Genomic DNA, 17346 nt, shown 5'->3' with positions numbered 1-17346 from the left:
TAAACATTTTACAATCCATTCTTTGAGGGGTTCCCCGCATGCACGCCAATTATCTGTTCACCAGCGAGTCCGTGGCAGAAGGCCACCCGGACAAGGTTTGTGACCGCATTTCCGATGAGATCGTCGACCTGGTTTACCGCGAAGCCGCCAAGACCGGCGTCGATCCCTGGACGGTTCGTATTGCATGCGAAACGCTCGCCACCACGAACCGCGTGGTGATTGCCGGTGAAGTACGCCTGCCGCCGAGCCTGATGAAGAAGGACAAGAACGGTAACGACGTCATCAACCCGTCGAAGTTCAAGTCGGCAGCCCGCAAGGCGATCCGCGACATCGGCTATGAGCAGGACGGTTTTCACTGGAAGACGGCGAAGATCGATGTTCTCCTGCATTCCCAGTCCGCCGATATCGCGCAGGGCGTCGATAGCGCAGCCGACAAGCAGGGTGATGAAGGCGCTGGCGACCAGGGCATCATGTTCGGTTATGCCTGCAAGGAAACGCCGGATCTCATGCCGGCCCCGATCTATTATTCTCACAAGATCCTGCAGCTGCTCGCGACTGCCCGCAAGAAGGGCGAGGGCGATGCCGGCAAGCTCGGTCCCGATGCCAAGAGCCAGGTGACGGTACGTTACGAAAACGGCAAGCCGACCGAAGTCGACTCGATTGTTCTTTCCACGCAGCATATCGATGCCAGCTGGGATTCGAAGAAGGTTCGCCAGGTTGTCGAGCCCTACATCCGCGAAGCGCTCGGTGATCTGCCGATCGCTGCCGATTGCAAGTGGTACATCAACCCGACCGGCAAGTTCGTCATCGGCGGCCCGGACGGTGACGCCGGCCTGACCGGCCGCAAGATCATCGTCGACACCTATGGCGGCGCAGCTCCGCATGGCGGTGGCGCATTCTCCGGCAAGGACACGACGAAGGTCGACCGTTCGGCGGCTTACGCTGCTCGTTACCTCGCCAAGAACGTCGTCGCAGCCGGTTTCGCAGATCGCTGCACGATCCAGATCTCCTACGCGATCGGTATCGCCCAGCCGCTGTCGATCTATGTCGACCTGCACCAGACCGGCAAGAACGTCACGGAAGACCAGATCGAGAACGCGATCCGCAAGGTCATGGACCTGTCGCCGACCGGCATTCGCCGCCATCTCGACCTCAACAAGCCGATCTATGCCAAGACCTCGGCCTACGGTCACTTCGGCCGCAAGTCCGGCCGTGACGGCTCTTTCTCCTGGGAGAAGACCGATCTTGTGAAGCCGCTCAAGGACGCGCTGAAGGAAGACCTTCTGGTCGCTGCCGAGTAAGGCTTTTCCGATCGGGGCTTTACCGATCCGGTAATCACACGCTAAAGCGGGTGCCTTCTGCGGGCATCCGCTTCTTTGTTTTTGGACGACTTGATCATGAGTGACGAGCAGCAGCACCCGACCCGTGCAACGGAAGCGTTTTATGGCCGCCGCAAGGGCAAGCCTCTTCGCGAGCGTCAAGCAGAAGGCATGGCGACGCTCTTGCCGGCCCTCAAGCTCGATCTAGCGTCACCGGCGCCCGACGACCTGCGTGCGCTTTATCCCGTTGCGATCGAGCGCATGCGGCTCGAAATCGGCTTTGGCGGCGGTGAGCATCTGGTTCATCGCGCCCGGGAAAACGAAACTACCGGTTTCATCGGTGTCGAGCCCTTCGTCAACTCGATGGCGAAGCTGCTGTCGCAGGTCGAGATCCATGATCTGAAGAATGTCCGCGTCTACGACGACGATGCGACGCAGGTTCTGGACTGGCTGCCGACCGGCTCGATCGACCAGATCGACCTTCTCTACGCCGATCCATGGCCCAAGCGGAAGCATTGGAAGCGCCGCTTCGTCTCACAGGTGAACCTGGAGCGTTTCCATCGCGTGCTGAAACCCGGCGGCATGTTCTGCTTCGCCTCGGATATCGACACCTATATCAATCACACGCTGATGCATTGCCGTGACCACGGCGGTTTTGCCTGGCAGGCGGAGCAGTCTTCCGACTGGCTGACGCCTTATGCCGGCTGGCCGGGAACGCGCTACGAGAACAAGGCCCGCAGGGAAGGGCGCTCCTCAGCCTATCTGACCTTTATCAGGGCCTGAGCACGGCCCTTAAGAGAAAGGCGGTCAGTGCAGGCTGACCGTCTTCAGGTCGTCTTCTGCTGCCTTGAAAAAGGTGCTGGACCGATTGTCGGTCAACAGGATCGGCGTGCCATCGGCGCCGAACAACGCCCAGAGGTCCAAGCTTGGGTCCATATCGGGAGCTTCGGGAAAGCAGCGAGAAACTTCTTCAGACCGCATCCTGCGAATATACCCAACTTCACCGGCACCGAGATGGGCGAGTTCGGATTGCGACAAATGCGTGTTCGCTTCTTTCAAAAGCATTCCAGCCTCCGCTTGAGGGCGTCGGCCTTGATGCCGACACGTTCTAGTCTGAGACGGAAATGTTAATTTTTCTCACTACGCGCTGCGGTTCCGGGCGCACCAGATCGACCGAGAGAAGGCCGTTCTTCAAGAGGGCAGAGGAGACTTCCATCCCGTCTGCAAGCATGAAAACCCTTTGAAACTGGCGTGCGGCAATGCCTCTGTGGAGGTAATCGCGCTCCGGCTGCTCGATCTGGCGACCGCGGATCACCAGCTGATTTTCTTCGGTCGTAACGTCGAGTTCGTCTTCCGAAAAGCCGGCGACGGCAAGCGTGATGCGCAATTTCTCATGGCCATCGGCAATGCCCGACCTGATTCGCTCGATATTGTATGGCGGATAGCCTTCATTCGCCTTGGCGAGGCGTTCGAGTGTTTTTTCCATCGCATCGAAGCCCAGCAGTAGCGGGCTTGCGAAGGGTGTCATCCGGGTCATCGTTCAGTCCTTGTATCAAGCGACCATGCCAGCGCCCATAAGGCACGCGGGAACTTCCAGTCATATGGGTTGTCGAGATGAAGATCGCAAGCTGTGACACAATATGAAGCAACCGACAGCAGATCTGGCTGTCCTTGACAAACCCTGCGCACGCCTCCACCAATCCCCACGGAATTAAGGGGATAAACAATGCCGCCACGTAAGATTATTATCGATACCGACCCGGGTCAGGACGATGCCGCCGCGCTTATGCTGGCCTTCGCCAGTCCTGAAGAACTTGAAATTCTCGGCCTCTGCGCCGTCGCCGGAAATGTCCCCCTTTCGTTTACCAGCCGCAATCTGCGCATCGTCTGCGAACTCTGCGGCAAGCCGGACGCCAAGGTTTATGAAGGTGCGTTGAAGCCTCTCAACCGCCCACAGGTCACCGCCGAGCATGTGCATGGCAAGACCGGGCTGGACGGTGCCGAACTGCCTGAGCCCACCATGCAGGCGCAGGAACAGAATGCGATCGACTTCATCATCGAGACGCTGCGCCGCGAACCGGCCGGCACTGTGACGATCTGCACGCTAGGCCCGCTGACCAATCTGGCGCTTGCGCTCCAGAAGGCACCGGACATTGCCAGCCGCATCCAGGAACTGGTGATGATGGGCGGTGGCTGCTTCGAAGGCGGTAACATCACGCCTGCGGCCGAGTTCAACATCTATGTCGATCCGGAAGCCGCCAAGATCGTTTTCGACGCAGACATCCCGATCGTCATCATGCCGCTGGATGTGACGCATCAGCTTCTGACGACCAGGGATCGCGTTGCAAAGATCGCGGAAGTCGGTACGCGCCCCGCCCAGGTTCTGGTCGAATGGCTGGCCTTCTTCGAGCGCTTCGATATCGAGAAATATGGCTCCGATGGCGGGCCGCTGCATGATCCGAGCGTGATTGCCTATCTCTTGAAGCCGGAACTCTTCTCGGGTCGTCTGTGCAATGTGGAGATCGAGGTCCAGTCCGAATTGACGGTCGGCATGACGGTGGTCGACTGGTGGCATGTGACTGACCGCAGACGCAACGCGACCTTCATGCGCGAGGTCGATGCCGACGGCTTCTTCGCGCTGCTGACGGAACGCGTCGCGCGCCTTTGACGTTCAGGATGCCGCCCGTCGCGGGCGGCATCCTCTCATGTTTCTCAGAATTCTTCCCAGCTTTCCGCAACTGCTGCCGAGCCGTGCGAAACCGCGGCCACCTTACGAGGTGCATAGGCCGGCGTCTCTGCCCGGCGTGGAGCAGCAGACTGCATTCTCTGCGCCATCTGGCGAAGCGGCTGCGCAGAACCGACGGTCGGAGAAGAGGTGCGAAAACGCTGGACGAGATCCCGTAGCGTTTCCGCCTCGCCGTTGAGAACGGCGCTGGCAGCGGTTGTCTCTTCCACCATAGCGGCATTCTGCTGTGTGACCTGATCCATCTGGTTGACGGCCGAATTGATCTCTTTCAGCCCCACCGCCTGTTCGCCGGCGGAAGAGGAAATCTGCCGGATCAGTCCGTTGATCTGCATGACCTGGATTGCAATCTTCTGCAGCGCATCGCCGGCCTTACCGACAAGATCGACGCCTTCGTTGACCTGCGTCGTCGAGGCGTTGATTAGGGTCTTGATTTCCTTTGCCGCGGTCGCAGAACGCTGCGCCAGCTCCCGCACTTCCTGCGCGACGACGGCAAATCCCTTGCCGGCTTCACCGGCGCGGGCCGCCTCGACGCCGGCATTCAGCGCCAGGAGATTGGTCTGGAAGGCGATCTCGTCGATCACGCTGATGATGCGCGAGATCTCCTGGGAGGAATGCGCGATGGCCTGCATGGAGGCGACCGCCTTCTGCACCACTTCGCCGGACTTCTCTGCATCTTCACAGGCGAGGTTGACGGTTGAGGCTGCAGTGCCGGCGTTTTCGGCACTAGAGTTGACCTGCTCGGTCAATTCGTTCAGCGCTGCGGCGGTCTGTTCAAGGCTTGCCGCCTGCTGCTCGGTGCGGTGAGAGAGGTCACCGGAGCTGGCCGTGATTTCACGCGTGCCGTTACCGATATTCTGCACGGACGAGGCGACCGAGATCACGGTGTTTTCGATGCTCTCGACAGCACTATTGAAGTCGTGCTTCAGCTTTTCGTAGTCACCCGGGAATTCGCCCGTCAGGCGGTGCTGCAGGTTGCCGTTGGAAAGTTCCGCAAGGCCCGAAGCGAGAAGCTCCACCACATGCGCCTGCTGACGGGCAGCGGCTTCACGCTCGGCGGCGGAACGATGGCGCAGGTCTTCTGCCGCACCACGCTGCGTTTCCGCCTCCGAGGCGAGCCGCTTGCCATCGGCCAGCGTATGGCGGAAACCTTCGAGCGATCTTGCCAGCGCACCGACCTCGTCATTTCGGTCCTGCCCCTTTACGGCTTCATCGTACTTGCCTTCGCCGAGTTGGCCGACGCTTGCAAGCAGGGCATTCAGCGGACGACGCAGAAGTGAGCCGCTGGCGAGCGAAAGGGTGACGATAACGGCGCCGAGCAGGAGGATGCCGCTGACGATCATCATAAAGGTCTGGTCGTTGACCGGAGCCATGATCACGCTCATCGGCACGTCGACGACGACAGCCCAGCTGGTATTCAGGTCCGGAACGGTAAACGGATAGACAACCCGCTCGTAAAGGTCGCCATTAGGACCGGCCAGATTATCGATCGTAGCCGGTTTGCCGGATTTGAGCGTCGAAAGCAGCACGTCCGTGTCCTGGCCCTCGACCGGTTTCATCAGATTGTCGGCGATATCCGGAACGATCCACTTGCCACCTTGCGAAACGAGAAGAACGCGGCCGGAACCGAAGGGGCGCATCGCCTGCAGGGTCCTTGAAAGCGTTGCCATCGAAACGTCGACGCCGGCAATGCCGATGAGCTTGTCGCCGGACATGACGGGATAGGCGATCGAGCTCATGGCGGTCTTGTCGCCGGTCGAGCTTTCGATATAGGGCTGGGTCAACGCGCCTTTCTTTGAAGCTGCCGGCAGGGCATACCATTCCGCCTGAGTGTCGACCTCGAAGACGCTATAGGCAATGTTGCCGGCCTTGTTTTTGGTCCAGTAGGGAGCAAGTTCGCCCTTCTTGTTGCCGCCGAAATCGCCATTACCGATGAACTCGGCGTTGCGTCCGTCGAACGTACCGGGCACTTCGGCAAACCAGCTCCCGTAAGCAAACGTGTTCTGTTCGAGATTGGCCTTCAGCGCATCGATGACGCCCTTGCGGTCGAGGTAACCCGCATCATGGCCGCGGCCTATGACGCCGGCCATCGAGCGCGCAGCGCCGGCGAGCTGACCGATTTCCGCAGCCACCTCGTTGCCTATCGAGCGGGCTTCGGCGTTGGCCTGCTCAAGTGTCAGCGACGTAACCCTATCGCTTGTCTGGGAGATCATGAAGAAGTTCGAGACGACGAGCAGCAGTGCAATGGCGATGCTGGTGACGACGATCAGTTTTTTCGAAAGGGAATTCAGGCGCAGGAAGGACATGACTTGCCTCGTGGATCCGTAGGGCGAAGATCGCTGACATGGCAAGCTGAGACCCGGTCATAGGGCCTTTCTGCGCAGATGGAGCCGCGAGAGGAAGATGCCAAGGCTACGCTACCTGGCATCTGTTAAATTTGACTGAAATTGCAACTAGGCATCGGCCCGGTTTTCCAGGCCGATAAGCGGGTTCTAAACTTTCTGATCCACGGCTTCGGCAAGCGGGATGGAAGGCTGGGCGCCACGCGAAAGGCAGGCGAGCGACCCGGCGACCGCCGCCCGACGAAGGGACTGCGCAAAGGTCATGCCTTGGTCGAGGCTGGCAGCCAGGTAGCCGCAGAACGTATCGCCGGCTCCCACCGTGTCGACTGGCTCAATGACAAGTCCCTTGGCCGTCAGAATCTCGCCATCGCGAATGGCGATGACACCATCGCCGCCGAGCGTCACGACGAATGTCTGGCCGCTTTCCGAATGCAGCTTATTCAGGGCCGCTATGCGGGCTTCGGCACTGGCGGCAGGTTCGCCTGATACCAGATCGAATTCCGTTTCGTTGGCAACGACGATATCGGCCAAAGAAGACAGCCGGATCGCCTCATTCGTGAATGGTGCGGTATTAAGGATTGTAGTGACGCCTTTTTCCCGCGCGGCCTTGAACACGGCCTCGACTGCAGCTGGCGGAATTTCGAGCTGCAGCATCAGGATGTCGCCCGCGGCCATTGCATCGACAGTCTTGACAGCTTCATCCGCGGTGATCGTACCGTTGGCACCGGGAATGACGACAATCATGTTCTCGCCATCGCCGCCGACAAGGACGAGTGCCGTTCCCGTCGGTTCACGAGCCTTTAGAACAGAGGACAGGTCCGTGCCGGCAGCCCTCAGCAGTTCCAGTGCCGGGTCTGCGAATGTATCGCTCCCGACTGCACCCGACATTTTTACGCGGCTGCCAGCCCGCCGTGCCGCGAGCGCCTGATTGGCGCCTTTGCCACCAGCTGCCGTCGAGAATGTCTGACCCGGAACCGTCTCGCCCGGCTTGGGCAATTCTGCCGTTGTGGCGATAAGATCCATGTTGATGGAGCCGAAGACGGTGATCATGAAGTGCCCTGCCATGCGTGTTGATATGAGCGGACACTGCCCGACAGCGCTAGTCCTCGTCAACTACCCGAAGTCGCAGAAGACCTGTACGGCTCTCGACCGATTTTGGCGGCGGAGCATCTGCCGATTGCTCGGCTTTCGCGGGTGTTTCCAGTTCCAGCGAGGTGATCCGGTTGCCGCGCCGGGTCAGCTTTTCGGTGGAGGTCAGGATCTGCTCGACATCCTTTTCCGCGGCGAGGAAATGCGATTGCAGTTTGCGTGTCCTGTCGTCCAGTCGGGTGAGATCCTCCATCAGCAGTCCAACTTCGCCCTGGATCAGATGCGCCTGCTCGCGCATCCGCTGGTCACGAAGGACCGCCTGGATGACCTGGATAGACAGAAGCAGCAGCGACGGCGAGACGATGACCACGCGGGAGCGCTGGGCCTTCTGTACCACTGCATCGAAATGTTCGTGGATCTCGGCAAAGATCGATTCAGACGGGACGAAGAGAAGCACGGTATCCTGCGTTTCGCCGGCAATCAGGTATTTTTCCGATACGTCCTTGATATGGACGTCCATATCGCGCCGGAACTGCTGGGCCGCAGCACGCCGAGCATCGGGTGAGGCGGCCTCGCGAAAGGCGGTCCAGGCTTCGAGCGGGAATTTGGCGTCGATGACGAGCGGCGGTGCGCCGTTCGGCATACGGACCACGCAATCCGGTCGCGTTCCGTTGGAAAGCGGTGACTGGAAGGAATAGGCGCCCTGAGGAAGACCGTCGGCGACGATCGTCTCCATCCGGCCCTGGCCGAATGCTCCGCGCGTCTGCTTGTTGGAAAGGATCGCCTGCAGGCCGACGACATCCTTGGCGAGCGTCTGGATATTGTTCTGCGCCGCATCGATCACGGCGAGCCGCTCCTGCAGCTTGCGCAGGTTTTCATGCGTCGATTTGGTCTGTTCGGTAATCGTCGAGCCCAGCCGGTGGGTCATGCCGTCGAGCCGCTGGTTGACGGCATGGTTGAGCTCCGCCTGGCGGCTGGTGATCGTCTCGGCCATGGCGGCGACGCGCCCATGCATCTCGCCCTGCATGCGTACCAGTTCGGCCAGACGCGCTTCCGCATCCATCGTCCGCTGCGTCATCTCTTCGCGCTGGCGGCCGCCGCGAAGGACGGCAAAAAGCGCGATCATCACTGCCAGAACGGCGAGGGATGCTCCGATGAGCAGGATTGGCGGTGCAAAATCAGGCGGCAGGATGTCGGCAAGGGTCTCTCTCATGGCACCACTCTAGCAGATTGCATCGGCAACGAAAGATCAAAACGTGAACATGAAGCAAGATGCATGCTGCATACCTGTTCCATCGGCGCAAAAGATGCGCTATGGGGGCGGCATGACAATCAAGCCGCTCATCATCCTTCCCGATCCGCTTCTCCGGCAGGTCTCAGCGCCGATCGAAACCGTGAACGCCGAGCTTCTCAAGCTCGCCGACGACATGCTCGAAACCATGTATGACGCGCCGGGCATTGGCCTTGCCGCGATCCAGATCGGCGTGCCGAAGCAGATGCTCGTCATCGACGTGTCGCGCGAGGACGAGGAAAAGAACCCGCAGGTCTTCATCAATCCGCAGATCGTCAAATCTTCGGATGAGCTTTCGGTGTACGAGGAAGGCTGCCTTTCGATCCCGGACTACTACGCCGAAGTCGAACGGCCGGCCACGATCGGCGTGAAATATGTCGGACGCGACGGCAAGGAACATATGCTTGAAGCCGACGGCTTGCTTGCCACCTGCCTGCAGCATGAGATCGACCATCTGAACGGCGTGCTTTTCATCGACCATATCTCGCGGCTGAAGCGGGAAATGGTGATCAAGAAATTCACCAAGCTTGCCAAGGGCAAGGCTGTCTAGGTCTCTGTCTGCCTGGCTGAAAACGGAAGGCGCGTCCGCGAGGCGCGAGAAGTCCCATGTCACTTCGCATCATCTTCATGGGCACGCCGGATTTTTCCGTGCCGACATTGCAGAACCTCAAGCAGGCCGGTCATGAGATCGTTGCGGTCTACACCCAGCCGCCGCGTCCGGCCGGTCGCCGCGGGCTTGATCTGACCAAGTCGCCGGTCCACCAGGCAGCCGAACTGCTCGGTATTCCGGTTCTCACACCCTTGAACTTCAAGGCGGAGGAAGATCGCCAGACGTTCCGTGATTTCAACGCGGATGTTGCGGTCGTCGTGGCCTATGGCCTGCTTCTGCCGGTGGCGATCCTCGAAGGCACGAAGCTCGGTTGTTACAACGGCCACGCCTCGCTCCTGCCGCGCTGGCGTGGTGCAGCGCCGATCCAGCGCGCCATCATGGCCGGTGACGAAAAGACCGGCATGATCGTGATGAAGATGGAAAAAGGCCTAGATACCGGCCCCATGGCACTGACGAAGGAAGTCGAGATCACGCAAGCGATGACGGCCGGCGAATTGCACGACAAGCTGATGCTCGTCGGCGCCCGCGCCATGGTCGAGGCGATGGAAAAGCTCGAAGCCGATGACCTGCCGCTAACGCCGCAACCGGAAGAGGGCGTGCTTTATGCCGCCAAGATCGACAAGGGCGAAACCCGCATCGATTTTTCCCGGCCGGCGCGTGACGTGCATAACCATATACGCGGCCTTTCGCCTTTTCCGGGCGCCTGGTTCGAGGCGGAAATCAACGGCAAGCCGGAGCGTATCAAGGTTCTCGCGTCGGCCATCGGGGATGGAAACGGTCCCGCCGGCCGGCTGCTCGACGACGCGCTGACCATTGCCTGTGGCGAAGGCGCGGTGCGGCTCACGCGCCTGCAAAAGGCGGGCGGCAAGCCGCTGGATGCTGGTGATTTCCTGCGCGGTACGCATTTGCTCAAGGGCACCACACTCCCGGTCGGGGCAGCCTGATGCCGCGTTTCCGTATGACCGTCGAATATGACGGCACATCCTATGTCGGTTGGCAGATGCAGGAAAACGGCCATTCGGTGCAGGCAGCCCTGCAGAACGGCATTCTGTCGCTGACCGGCGAAACCGTTTCGATCCGCGGTGCAGGTCGCACGGATTCCGGTGTTCATGCCAGGGGACAGGTCATTCACGCAGATCTTTCCCGTGAGTGGCAACCCTTCAAGCTGCGCAATGCGCTCAACGCCCATCTGATGATGGCGAATGAACGTGTGTCGATCATCGACGTGCAGCAGGTGTCCGACGAGTTCGATGCCCGCTTTTCGGCGATCAAGCGGCATTATCTCTACCGCATCATCAGTCGGCCTTCACCTCTTGCAATAGAGGCTGGGCAGGCCTGGTGGGTGCCAAAGGAACTCGATCACGAGGCCATGCACGCCGCCGCCCAGATGCTGGTTGGCCATCATGACTTCACCACCTTCCGTTCCGCCCATTGCCAGGCAAAAAGCCCGGTCAGGACGCTGGACAGGTTGGACGTAACACGCAGCGGTGACCTGATCGAGATCCGGGCGAGTGCCCAGAGTTTTCTGCACAATCAGATCCGCTCCTTCGCCGGTACGCTGAAGCTCGCTGGCGAGGCGAAGATGTCACCCGATGACGTGCGTCGCGCACTCGAAGCGCGGGATCGCAAGGAATGCGGCCCGGTTGCACCACCGGAAGGCCTGTATTTCATGAAGGTCGATTATCCGGGCGATAATCAGTAGGGCGATACGCCGAGATAGGATTGCAGCAGGTCTGCAACGATGAGACCCGGTACCAGCAGCACCAGCATGGTTGTCGCAACGACAAGCGGCTCCGGTCCGCAAATCTGCCGGACAAAGCGCGAAATCGCAAAGATCGTCGCAATCAGCAGTATGAGCTGCACGAGCGCGATAAGGCCGGCTGCAAAGGGTGCGAGAAACAGCAGAAGCGTCAGCACTGCATAGGCATAGGAGACCGGTACGGACAGCCAGTTGGTCGCCACCACGATTGCGGTGAACTTGCGTTCGGTCTTCAACAGCAGGCAAAGAACACCGAGCAGGACCAGCGGCAGGATCCAGTTGATCGCCTCGACCATAAAGAGCCTGAGAAAGAAACCGAGACCCGCCTTTGTTCCTTCCGTGCTAGCAGAGAGGAAGGCGAACCGCATCCCGGCCCAGTAGACGAACATTGCGGGCAGGCACCAGACGAAGGCCCAGAACGACCGCATCATGCCGCGATCGGTCATATCGAGCCGCTTCAGCCCCTGCGCATCGCCTTTGAAGAGCAGCCAGAGGCCGCTGACGTAATATTTGACTTCAGGAAAGGGTGGCATCGCCAAACCAGCGGGAGAGGAAGGTTCCGTAGATCTGGGTCAGCGTCTCGAGATCGGCAAGGGCCACACGCTCGTCCACCATATGCATGGTCTGCCCGACAAGGCCGAATTCGACGACCGGGCAATAATCCTTGATGAACCGCGCATCCGATGTGCCGCCGGTTGTCGACAGTGTCGGCTGCTTGCCGGTCACGGCTTCAACGGCCGCCGAAAGCGAGCCGATCAGCGCGTTGTTGCGGGTCAGGAACACATGGCTCGGACGCTCGGCCCAGGTGATTTCGTATCTGGTCGGCTGGCGGTCCGGGCGTAGCGTCTGGTCGGATGCAGCCGCGTCCAGCCGGCGGATGATCTCGGCCTTGACCGTATCGGCGGTCCAGGTGTCGTTGAAACGGATATTGAAGGCGAATGTCGCCTTGGCCGGTACGACATTGGTCGCAGGATTGCCCACATCGACCGTCGTGACTTCCAGATTGGAAGCTGGAAACTCTGCCGTACCTGCATCGAATGGCGGGTCCATCAGGGCAGCGCTGAGCGGCAGCAGACCACGAACGGCGTTGTCCGCGAGATGCGGATAGGCCGCATGGCCCTGCACGCCGAAAACCGTGACCTTGCCGGAAACGGAGCCGCGGCGGCCGATCTTGATCATGTCGCCGAGTGCGTCCGGATTGGTCGGTTCGCCGACAAGGCAGGCGTCCCAGCGTTCACCTTTTTCGGCAGCCCATTTCAACAGCTTTTCCGTGCCGTTGACGGAAGGGCCTTCCTCGTCGCCGGTAATCAGGAAGGAGATGGAGCCCTTCGGTGCACCATGCTTTTCGATATGACGGGCGACGGCTGCGATGAAGCAGGCAATGCCGCCCTTCATGTCGACAGCACCGCGTCCGAACATTTCACCATCGGCGATTTCGGCGCCGAAGGGCGGATGGCTCCACGAAGCTTCATCGCCGACCGGGACGACATCCGTATGGCCGGCGAACATCAGATGCGGCCCGTCTGTTCCCAGACGGGCATAGAGGTTTTCGATATCGGGCAGACCCGGCTCGGTTGCGATCATCCGCTCGACCTTGAAGCCGAGCGGCGCAAGCATCGCTTCGAGTGCCGAGAGCGCGCCGCCTTCCGCCGGGGTGACGGAAGGGCAACGGATCAGCGTTTGCAGGTTTGCAATCGGATCGGAAACAGACATCGAATTCGTCCAGACTTAGTCGCGCAGCAGCTCGTTGATACCCGTCTTGGAACGGGTCTTCTCATCGACGGTCTTGACGATGACGGCGCAATAGAGGTGCGGGGCGGCAAGGCCGTTCGGCATCGTGGCATTGCCAGAAGGCATCGAGCCGGCAACGACGACGGAATAGGGCGGAACTTCGCCGTAAGTCACTTCGCCGGTGGCGCGGTTGACGATCTTGGTCGACTTGCCGATGTAGACGCCCATGCCGAGGACCGAACCCTCGCGGATGATGCAGCCTTCGACGACTTCCGAACGGGCGCCGATGAAGCAATTGTCTTCGATGATCGTCGGGCCGGCCTGCATCGGCTCAAGCACGCCGCCAATGCCGACGCCGCCCGAGAGATGCACATGCTTGCCGATCTGTGCGCAGGAACCGACGGTGGCCCATGTGTCGACCATCGTGCCTTCATCGACGAAGGCGCCGAGATTGACGAAGGACGGCATCAGCACAACATTCTTGGCGATATAAGCCGAGCGGCGCACGACGGCGTTCGGCACGGCGCGGAAACCGGCCGAACGGAACTGGTTTTCACCCCAGTTCTCGAACTTGGAAGGAACCTTGTCCCACCAGGTGGAGTTACCCGGACCGCCCTTGACGACCTCCATGTCGTTCAGACGGAAAGAGAGAAGAACGGCCTTCTTGAGCCACTGGTTGACGGTCCAGTTTCCATCTTCACCGCGAACTGCAACACGGGCCTTGCCGGCGTCGAGCAGGTTGAGCGATTCTTCGACGGCATCGCGTACTTCGCCTTTGGTCGAGATGGTCACGCTGTCGCGGTTGTCGAAAGCGGTCTCGATTGTCTTTTCGAGGGCGGCGAGGTCGAAGCTGCTCATGGAAGATCCTTAAACGTCACGCGGTATCGTGATGGCTGGGAAGGTGGTCATTTGGTCCCATTTGCTCTAAGCGACCGCCACTCAAGCGTCAATGTGAATTGGCGTCAACAACGGTTGGCGCGGGAAGGAAGCATCAGCATGACAAAGAGAAGGTCAGAAGCGCGCGGGGCCGAGGACAAGGTGTGGGAACCGCTGAAGGATAGCAAGGCTGACAAGCATGCGGCCGCTGCCCAGCCCAAGACGCCGCAGACGCAATCTCCCTCCTACCGTCTTGCTTTCACCGATGAAGATTTCCTCTGCAGCAAGGAATTGCGGCCGCTTCGGCTGCAGCTAGAGCTTCTGAAAGCCGAGATGATCCTGGCCGAAAAGGGGATTGCTTCGACAGTAGTATTGTTCGGCGGCGCTCGTATTCCTGCACCCGGCCAGAAGCCCTGGGCGGCCCATAACGAGACCCAGCACAACAATCTTCAGGCCGCGTCCGTCTATTATGACGAGGCGCGAAAATTTGCCGCGCTCTGTGGGGAATATTCGGCGAAGTTCGACCACAAGGAATTCGTCGTCGTCACCGGCGGAGGTCCCGGCGTCATGGAGGCCGGAAATCGTGGTGCGACGGAAGCCGGTGCGCCGACGATTGGTCTCAACATCATGCTGCCGCACGAGCAGGCGCCGAACCCTTATGTGACGCCGGAACTCTCCTTCAACTTCCACTATTTCGCCATCCGCAAGATGCATTTCATGATGCGGGCAAAAGCGGTTGCGGTCTTCCCCGGCGGCTTCGGCACGCTGGACGAAATGTTCGAGGCCCTGACGCTGATCCAGACCAAGCGGATGGAGCGCATTCCGCTCATCCTGTTTGCCGAAAAATTCTGGCGCAGCATCATCAATTTCGAGGCGCTGGCGGATTTCGGCACGATCGCGCCGGAAGATATCGAGCTGATCAATTTCGTCGAGACCGCCGACGAAGCCTGGAAAGTCATCCAGGATTTCTACGAGAAATGAAATAGAAGACCCGCCCCTCGGGGGAGAGGCGGGCCTTTGTCGACAACTGCCGGGCTAGTTCCGTTATGCGGGGGGGCGGGGAACTAGAGGGGGCGGTCCGGCAGGTCGTCGATGGAAATTACGCCGTCCTTGTTGGTATCCATGCGGGCAAACAGCTTGTCGCTGGCAGCCGACGCCTCGGCCTTGGTGATCTTGTTGTCGCGGTCTTCGTCGATCATCCGGAAGAAGCGACCGCCGCCCATGCCACCGTGGCGCTCGAAGCGGGCCTTGCGGAATTCGCCGCGCGGACCGTCATGGCGTCGATCGTCGCGGTCGGCACGTTCGTGGCGCGGACCATCGCCGTCCTTGCGCTCGGCGCGCTCCGGTCGATTTTCGCCGTCGTCGTCGGCCATTTCAGGGCGCGGATTGTTCTTGCGAAACTCCTCGCGCTTGGCGATGCGGTAATCCAGAAGCTCGCCGCGGGTGATATTGCCATCCTTGTTGGCGTCGATCTCGGTAAACAGCGCATCCTGACGAGCCGCCATTTCCTCCTTGGAAATCTTGCCGTCCTTGTTGGTGTCCGCGGTCTTCAGCAAACGAACGAAAGTCATGTCCTGCATCGCTGCGCCGCGCATCATGCCGTGATGGCCATGCGGGCCGCCGGGGCCGCGATCGGGGCGCTCCGGTGCGGCGAATGCCGGGATTGCGGCTCCTGCGACCAGTACGGCTCCGAGGGTCGCAATAACGATCTTCTTGGCGGTCATCGGCGGGTTCCTTCCCTGTTATTTCGATGACCTGAAGCTATGCCCGTCGAGCGCCGACGACCACTTAAACTCCCGTAATGTGGATGAATTCTTTGTAATGCTGAACCAGAGCTTCAAGCCTTAGTTCTGCACGATCCCCTTGAGGAATGTGGCGAGATCATCGGTCACGTAATCGATGTGATCGTCCTCCTCCGACAGCATTTCCCAACGCTCGATCAGCACGTCGTCGAGATTGCGCGGCGTCAGCAGAACGGTCCGCATGCCGAGCGCCTTGGGAACGGTAAGGTTACGCGGCAGGTCTTCGAACATGGCGGCGTTCGCCGTATCGATCCTATGGAGGCTGGCGAATTTGTCATAGGTCTCGCCTGCTGGCTTCGGCACATATCCTGCCGCGACTATATCGAAAATGTCGTCGAAATTGTCGAGAATGCCGAGTGCGCGGGCAGTCGCTTCCGCATGCGGCACGCTGCCATTGGTGAAGATGAATTTGCGGCCGGGAAGCGCCTTGATCGCATCACCCAGTTCCGGGTTCGGCAGCAGCGCCGAATAATCGATCGCATGCGCCTTTTCCAGAAACCCGTCCGGATCGATGCCGTGGTGCAACATCAGCCCCTGCAGCGTCGTGCCATGCTCATGGTAATACCGCTTCTGCAAGGCACGCGCTTCGTCGCGTTCCAGCTGAAGCAATTCCTGCACATAGGCCGTCATGTTCAGGTCTATCTGCCCGAAGAGATTGATGTGGTGCGGATAGAGCGTGTTATCGAGATCGAAGACCCAGTCGCGGATCTTGGAGAAATCGGTGACGTCGGCGGCAGTTTTGGGTTTCTTGTCCATATCCCGCTTATGCACTGCCTTGCCGATAAAGAAAATCGAAAAGGCGACGGCTCGCCGCCGCTTGCGGCTTGGCGATAAATCCGCTCGCATGATACCGGCTGAAATATGGAATTCTGGATCCCCATCACCATTGCCGCTGCCTTTCTGCAGAACCTGCGGTCGGCGCTGCAAAAGCATCTTCAGGGCAGGCTCGGCACCCGCGGCGCAAGCTTCGTCCGTTTCGGTTACGGCTTTCCGGTGGCGATCCTCTATGTCGTGCTGCTGCACCAGCTCGCAGGTTTTGCAATTCCGAAGATCAACTGGACCTTTGCGCTCTGGGCCGTGATCGGCGGTCTGGCGCAGATCTTTGCCACCATCATGCTGGTCCATCTCTTTTCGCTCAGGAACTTTGCCGTCGGCACGGCCTATTCAAAGACCGAGCCGGTCCAGGCGGCGATCTTCGGCTTCATCCTGCTCGGCGAAAAGCTGACGGTCGGCGCGATCGGCGCGATCATCACCGGCGTTATCGGCGTGATGCTGATCTCGATGGCGCGCATGCCGCTGTCGTGGAAAAACACGGTCACGGCTCTCGCCAGCCGCACGGCTTTGGTCGGCATCGCCTCCGGTGCCGTCTTCGGTATTTCCGCCGTCGCCTATCGCAGCGCGTCCCTGTCGCTCGATGGCCCGAACTCGATCATGCAGGCGGCGATGACGCTTGCCTGCGTCACGACCTTTCAGACGATTTTCATGCTGGTCTGGATGGCATGGAAGGACAAAGGCGAGATCGTCACGGTGCTGAAGACCTGGCGCTCCTCGTCGCTGGTCGGCCTCGCCAGCGTCTTCGGTTCTGCCGGATGGTTCACCGCCATGACGCTGCAGCAGGTGGCCTATGTCCGCGCGCTCGGCCAGATCGAACTCGTCTTCACCTTCATGGCCTCCTATTTCCTCTTCCACGAGCGGATCAACCGCATGGAAGTGATCGGCTGCCTGCTGATCGTGGCTGGCATTTTAGGGCTTCTGGCAGGCTGAAACGAAAAAGGCGCCTCGCG

18 protein-coding genes are annotated in these 17346 nt (G+C 60.1%); 8 read left to right on the top strand and 10 right to left on the bottom strand.

Annotation, left to right across the window (positions count from 1 at the left end):
- The first annotated feature begins 38 nt into the window (after positions 1-38).
- Positions 39-1301 carry a methionine adenosyltransferase gene (metK, locus tag HNQ72_RS13560; protein WP_183992729.1) on the top strand — a complete coding sequence of 421 codons (1263 nt, stop codon included), beginning with the start codon at positions 39-41 and terminating at the stop codon, positions 1299-1301.
- Positions 1302-1397: 96 nt separating this feature from the next.
- The gene (trmB, locus tag HNQ72_RS13555; RefSeq protein WP_183992728.1) at positions 1398-2102 is read left to right on the top strand and encodes a tRNA (guanine(46)-N(7))-methyltransferase TrmB; all 705 of its coding nucleotides are present in this window, start codon (positions 1398-1400) and stop codon (positions 2100-2102) included.
- A 24-nt stretch (positions 2103-2126) separates the two neighbouring features.
- Here the strand turns inward: trmB and HNQ72_RS13550 are convergent, their stop codons facing one another.
- Complete coding sequence (locus HNQ72_RS13550; protein ID WP_148145967.1) at positions 2127-2384, bottom strand: BQ00720 family protein; 258 nt, start codon at positions 2382-2384, stop codon at positions 2127-2129.
- Positions 2385-2427: 43 nt separating this feature from the next.
- On the bottom strand, positions 2428-2856 hold the full coding sequence (locus HNQ72_RS13545; protein ID WP_148145966.1) for an Hsp20 family protein: 429 nt from the start codon (positions 2854-2856) through the stop codon (positions 2428-2430).
- Between the two features lie 189 nt (positions 2857-3045).
- Here HNQ72_RS13545 and HNQ72_RS13540 point away from each other — a divergent pair, with 189 nt between their 5' ends.
- On the top strand, positions 3046-3987 hold the full coding sequence (locus HNQ72_RS13540; protein ID WP_183992727.1) for a nucleoside hydrolase: 942 nt from the start codon (positions 3046-3048) through the stop codon (positions 3985-3987).
- Between the two features lie 44 nt (positions 3988-4031).
- On the opposite strand, the gene HNQ72_RS13535 is transcribed toward HNQ72_RS13540, so the two are convergent.
- The 3 genes from HNQ72_RS13535 to HNQ72_RS13525 all read right to left on the bottom strand — a co-directional run bounded on the left by HNQ72_RS13535 (position 4032) and on the right by HNQ72_RS13525 (position 8706).
- Complete coding sequence (locus HNQ72_RS13535; protein ID WP_183992726.1) at positions 4032-6368, bottom strand: methyl-accepting chemotaxis protein; 2337 nt, start codon at positions 6366-6368, stop codon at positions 4032-4034.
- Between the two features lie 186 nt (positions 6369-6554).
- On the bottom strand, positions 6555-7454 hold the full coding sequence (locus HNQ72_RS13530) for a ribokinase (RefSeq protein ID WP_183992725.1): 900 nt from the start codon (positions 7452-7454) through the stop codon (positions 6555-6557).
- Between the two features lie 49 nt (positions 7455-7503).
- The gene (locus tag HNQ72_RS13525; RefSeq protein ID WP_183992724.1) at positions 7504-8706 is read right to left on the bottom strand and encodes a DNA recombination protein RmuC; all 1203 of its coding nucleotides are present in this window, start codon (positions 8704-8706) and stop codon (positions 7504-7506) included.
- A 112-nt stretch (positions 8707-8818) separates the two neighbouring features.
- Here HNQ72_RS13525 and def point away from each other — a divergent pair, with 112 nt between their 5' ends.
- From def to truA, 3 genes are read left to right on the top strand one after another with little or no spacing between them, the layout of a single operon-like run.
- Complete coding sequence (gene def, locus HNQ72_RS13520; RefSeq protein WP_183992723.1) at positions 8819-9334, top strand: peptide deformylase; 516 nt, start codon at positions 8819-8821, stop codon at positions 9332-9334.
- 56 nt (positions 9335-9390) lie between these two features.
- Complete coding sequence (gene fmt / locus HNQ72_RS13515; protein WP_183992722.1) at positions 9391-10338, top strand: methionyl-tRNA formyltransferase; 948 nt, start codon at positions 9391-9393, stop codon at positions 10336-10338.
- Positions 10338-11096: a tRNA pseudouridine(38-40) synthase TruA gene (gene truA, locus HNQ72_RS13510; RefSeq protein WP_183992721.1), complete on the top strand. Its 759-nt coding sequence runs from the start codon at positions 10338-10340 to the stop codon at positions 11094-11096. Before fmt ends, truA begins: the two co-directional genes overlap by 1 nt.
- Here truA and HNQ72_RS13505 read toward each other — a convergent pair.
- From HNQ72_RS13505 to dapD, 3 genes are read right to left on the bottom strand one after another with little or no spacing between them, the layout of a single operon-like run.
- Positions 11090-11686, bottom strand: a complete 597-nt coding sequence (locus HNQ72_RS13505; RefSeq protein WP_183992720.1) for a hypothetical protein — start codon at positions 11684-11686, stop codon at positions 11090-11092. The genes truA and HNQ72_RS13505 overlap by 7 nt on opposite strands.
- Positions 11670-12866, bottom strand: coding sequence for a succinyl-diaminopimelate desuccinylase (gene dapE, locus HNQ72_RS13500; protein ID WP_183992719.1), 1197 nt, complete (start codon positions 12864-12866; stop codon positions 11670-11672). Before dapE ends, HNQ72_RS13505 begins: the two co-directional genes overlap by 17 nt.
- Positions 12867-12881: 15 nt before the next feature.
- A complete protein-coding gene (dapD, locus tag HNQ72_RS13495) occupies positions 12882-13742 on the bottom strand; it encodes a 2,3,4,5-tetrahydropyridine-2,6-dicarboxylate N-succinyltransferase (protein ID WP_183992718.1) in 861 nt (286 codons plus the stop codon).
- A 138-nt stretch (positions 13743-13880) separates the two neighbouring features.
- Here dapD and HNQ72_RS13490 point away from each other — a divergent pair, with 138 nt between their 5' ends.
- Positions 13881-14741: an LOG family protein gene (locus tag HNQ72_RS13490; protein ID WP_183992717.1), complete on the top strand. Its 861-nt coding sequence runs from the start codon at positions 13881-13883 to the stop codon at positions 14739-14741.
- An 83-nt stretch (positions 14742-14824) separates the two neighbouring features.
- Here the strand turns inward: HNQ72_RS13490 and HNQ72_RS13485 are convergent, their stop codons facing one another.
- Both HNQ72_RS13485 and HNQ72_RS13480 read right to left on the bottom strand, forming a co-directional pair.
- Complete coding sequence (locus HNQ72_RS13485) at positions 14825-15484, bottom strand: EF-hand domain-containing protein (RefSeq protein ID WP_183992716.1); 660 nt, start codon at positions 15482-15484, stop codon at positions 14825-14827.
- Between the two features lie 120 nt (positions 15485-15604).
- A complete protein-coding gene (locus HNQ72_RS13480; protein ID WP_183992715.1) occupies positions 15605-16318 on the bottom strand; it encodes a pyrimidine 5'-nucleotidase in 714 nt (237 codons plus the stop codon).
- 105 nt (positions 16319-16423) lie between these two features.
- Here HNQ72_RS13480 and HNQ72_RS13475 point away from each other — a divergent pair, with 105 nt between their 5' ends.
- Entirely contained in the window at positions 16424-17326 is a 903-nt protein-coding gene (locus tag HNQ72_RS13475; RefSeq protein WP_183992714.1) for a DMT family transporter, read from the top strand.
- The last annotated feature ends 20 nt before the right edge of the window (positions 17327-17346 follow it).

The sequence above is a fragment of the Aliirhizobium wenxiniae genome, from assembly GCF_014201355.1.
In the GTDB taxonomy this organism is placed as follows: Bacteria; Pseudomonadota; Alphaproteobacteria; order Rhizobiales; family Rhizobiaceae; genus Neorhizobium; species Neorhizobium wenxiniae.
This window is presented reverse-complemented; position numbering and strand designations above follow the sequence as displayed.

Excerpts from the sequence above, each read along its gene's own strand:
- truA (WP_183992721.1), top strand. The coding sequence starts at position 10,338 with ATGCCGCGTTTCCGTATGACCGTCGAATATGACGGCACATCCTATGTC.
- HNQ72_RS13525 (WP_183992724.1), bottom strand. The coding sequence starts at position 8,706 with ATGAGAGAGACCCTTGCCGACATCCTGCCGCCTGATTTTGCACCGCCA.
- HNQ72_RS13490 (WP_183992717.1), top strand. The coding sequence starts at position 13,881 with ATGACAAAGAGAAGGTCAGAAGCGCGCGGGGCCGAGGACAAGGTGTGG.
- HNQ72_RS13540 (WP_183992727.1), top strand. The coding sequence starts at position 3,046 with ATGCCGCCACGTAAGATTATTATCGATACCGACCCGGGTCAGGACGAT.
- HNQ72_RS13505 (WP_183992720.1), bottom strand. The coding sequence starts at position 11,686 with ATGCCACCCTTTCCTGAAGTCAAATATTACGTCAGCGGCCTCTGGCTG.
- HNQ72_RS13530 (WP_183992725.1), bottom strand. The coding sequence starts at position 7,454 with ATGATCACCGTCTTCGGCTCCATCAACATGGATCTTATCGCCACAACG.
- def (WP_183992723.1), top strand. The coding sequence starts at position 8,819 with ATGACAATCAAGCCGCTCATCATCCTTCCCGATCCGCTTCTCCGGCAG.
- HNQ72_RS13550 (WP_148145967.1), bottom strand. The coding sequence starts at position 2,384 with ATGCTTTTGAAAGAAGCGAACACGCATTTGTCGCAATCCGAACTCGCC.
- dapE (WP_183992719.1), bottom strand. The coding sequence starts at position 12,866 with ATGTCTGTTTCCGATCCGATTGCAAACCTGCAAACGCTGATCCGTTGC.
- dapD (WP_183992718.1), bottom strand. The coding sequence starts at position 13,742 with ATGAGCAGCTTCGACCTCGCCGCCCTCGAAAAGACAATCGAGACCGCT.
- HNQ72_RS13480 (WP_183992715.1), bottom strand. The coding sequence starts at position 16,318 with ATGGACAAGAAACCCAAAACTGCCGCCGACGTCACCGATTTCTCCAAG.
- HNQ72_RS13545 (WP_148145966.1), bottom strand. The coding sequence starts at position 2,856 with ATGACCCGGATGACACCCTTCGCAAGCCCGCTACTGCTGGGCTTCGAT.
- HNQ72_RS13535 (WP_183992726.1), bottom strand. The coding sequence starts at position 6,368 with ATGTCCTTCCTGCGCCTGAATTCCCTTTCGAAAAAACTGATCGTCGTC.
- metK (WP_183992729.1), top strand. The coding sequence starts at position 39 with ATGCACGCCAATTATCTGTTCACCAGCGAGTCCGTGGCAGAAGGCCAC.
- HNQ72_RS13485 (WP_183992716.1), bottom strand. The coding sequence starts at position 15,484 with ATGACCGCCAAGAAGATCGTTATTGCGACCCTCGGAGCCGTACTGGTC.
- fmt (WP_183992722.1), top strand. The coding sequence starts at position 9,391 with ATGTCACTTCGCATCATCTTCATGGGCACGCCGGATTTTTCCGTGCCG.
- HNQ72_RS13475 (WP_183992714.1), top strand. The coding sequence starts at position 16,424 with ATGGAATTCTGGATCCCCATCACCATTGCCGCTGCCTTTCTGCAGAAC.
- trmB (WP_183992728.1), top strand. The coding sequence starts at position 1,398 with ATGAGTGACGAGCAGCAGCACCCGACCCGTGCAACGGAAGCGTTTTAT.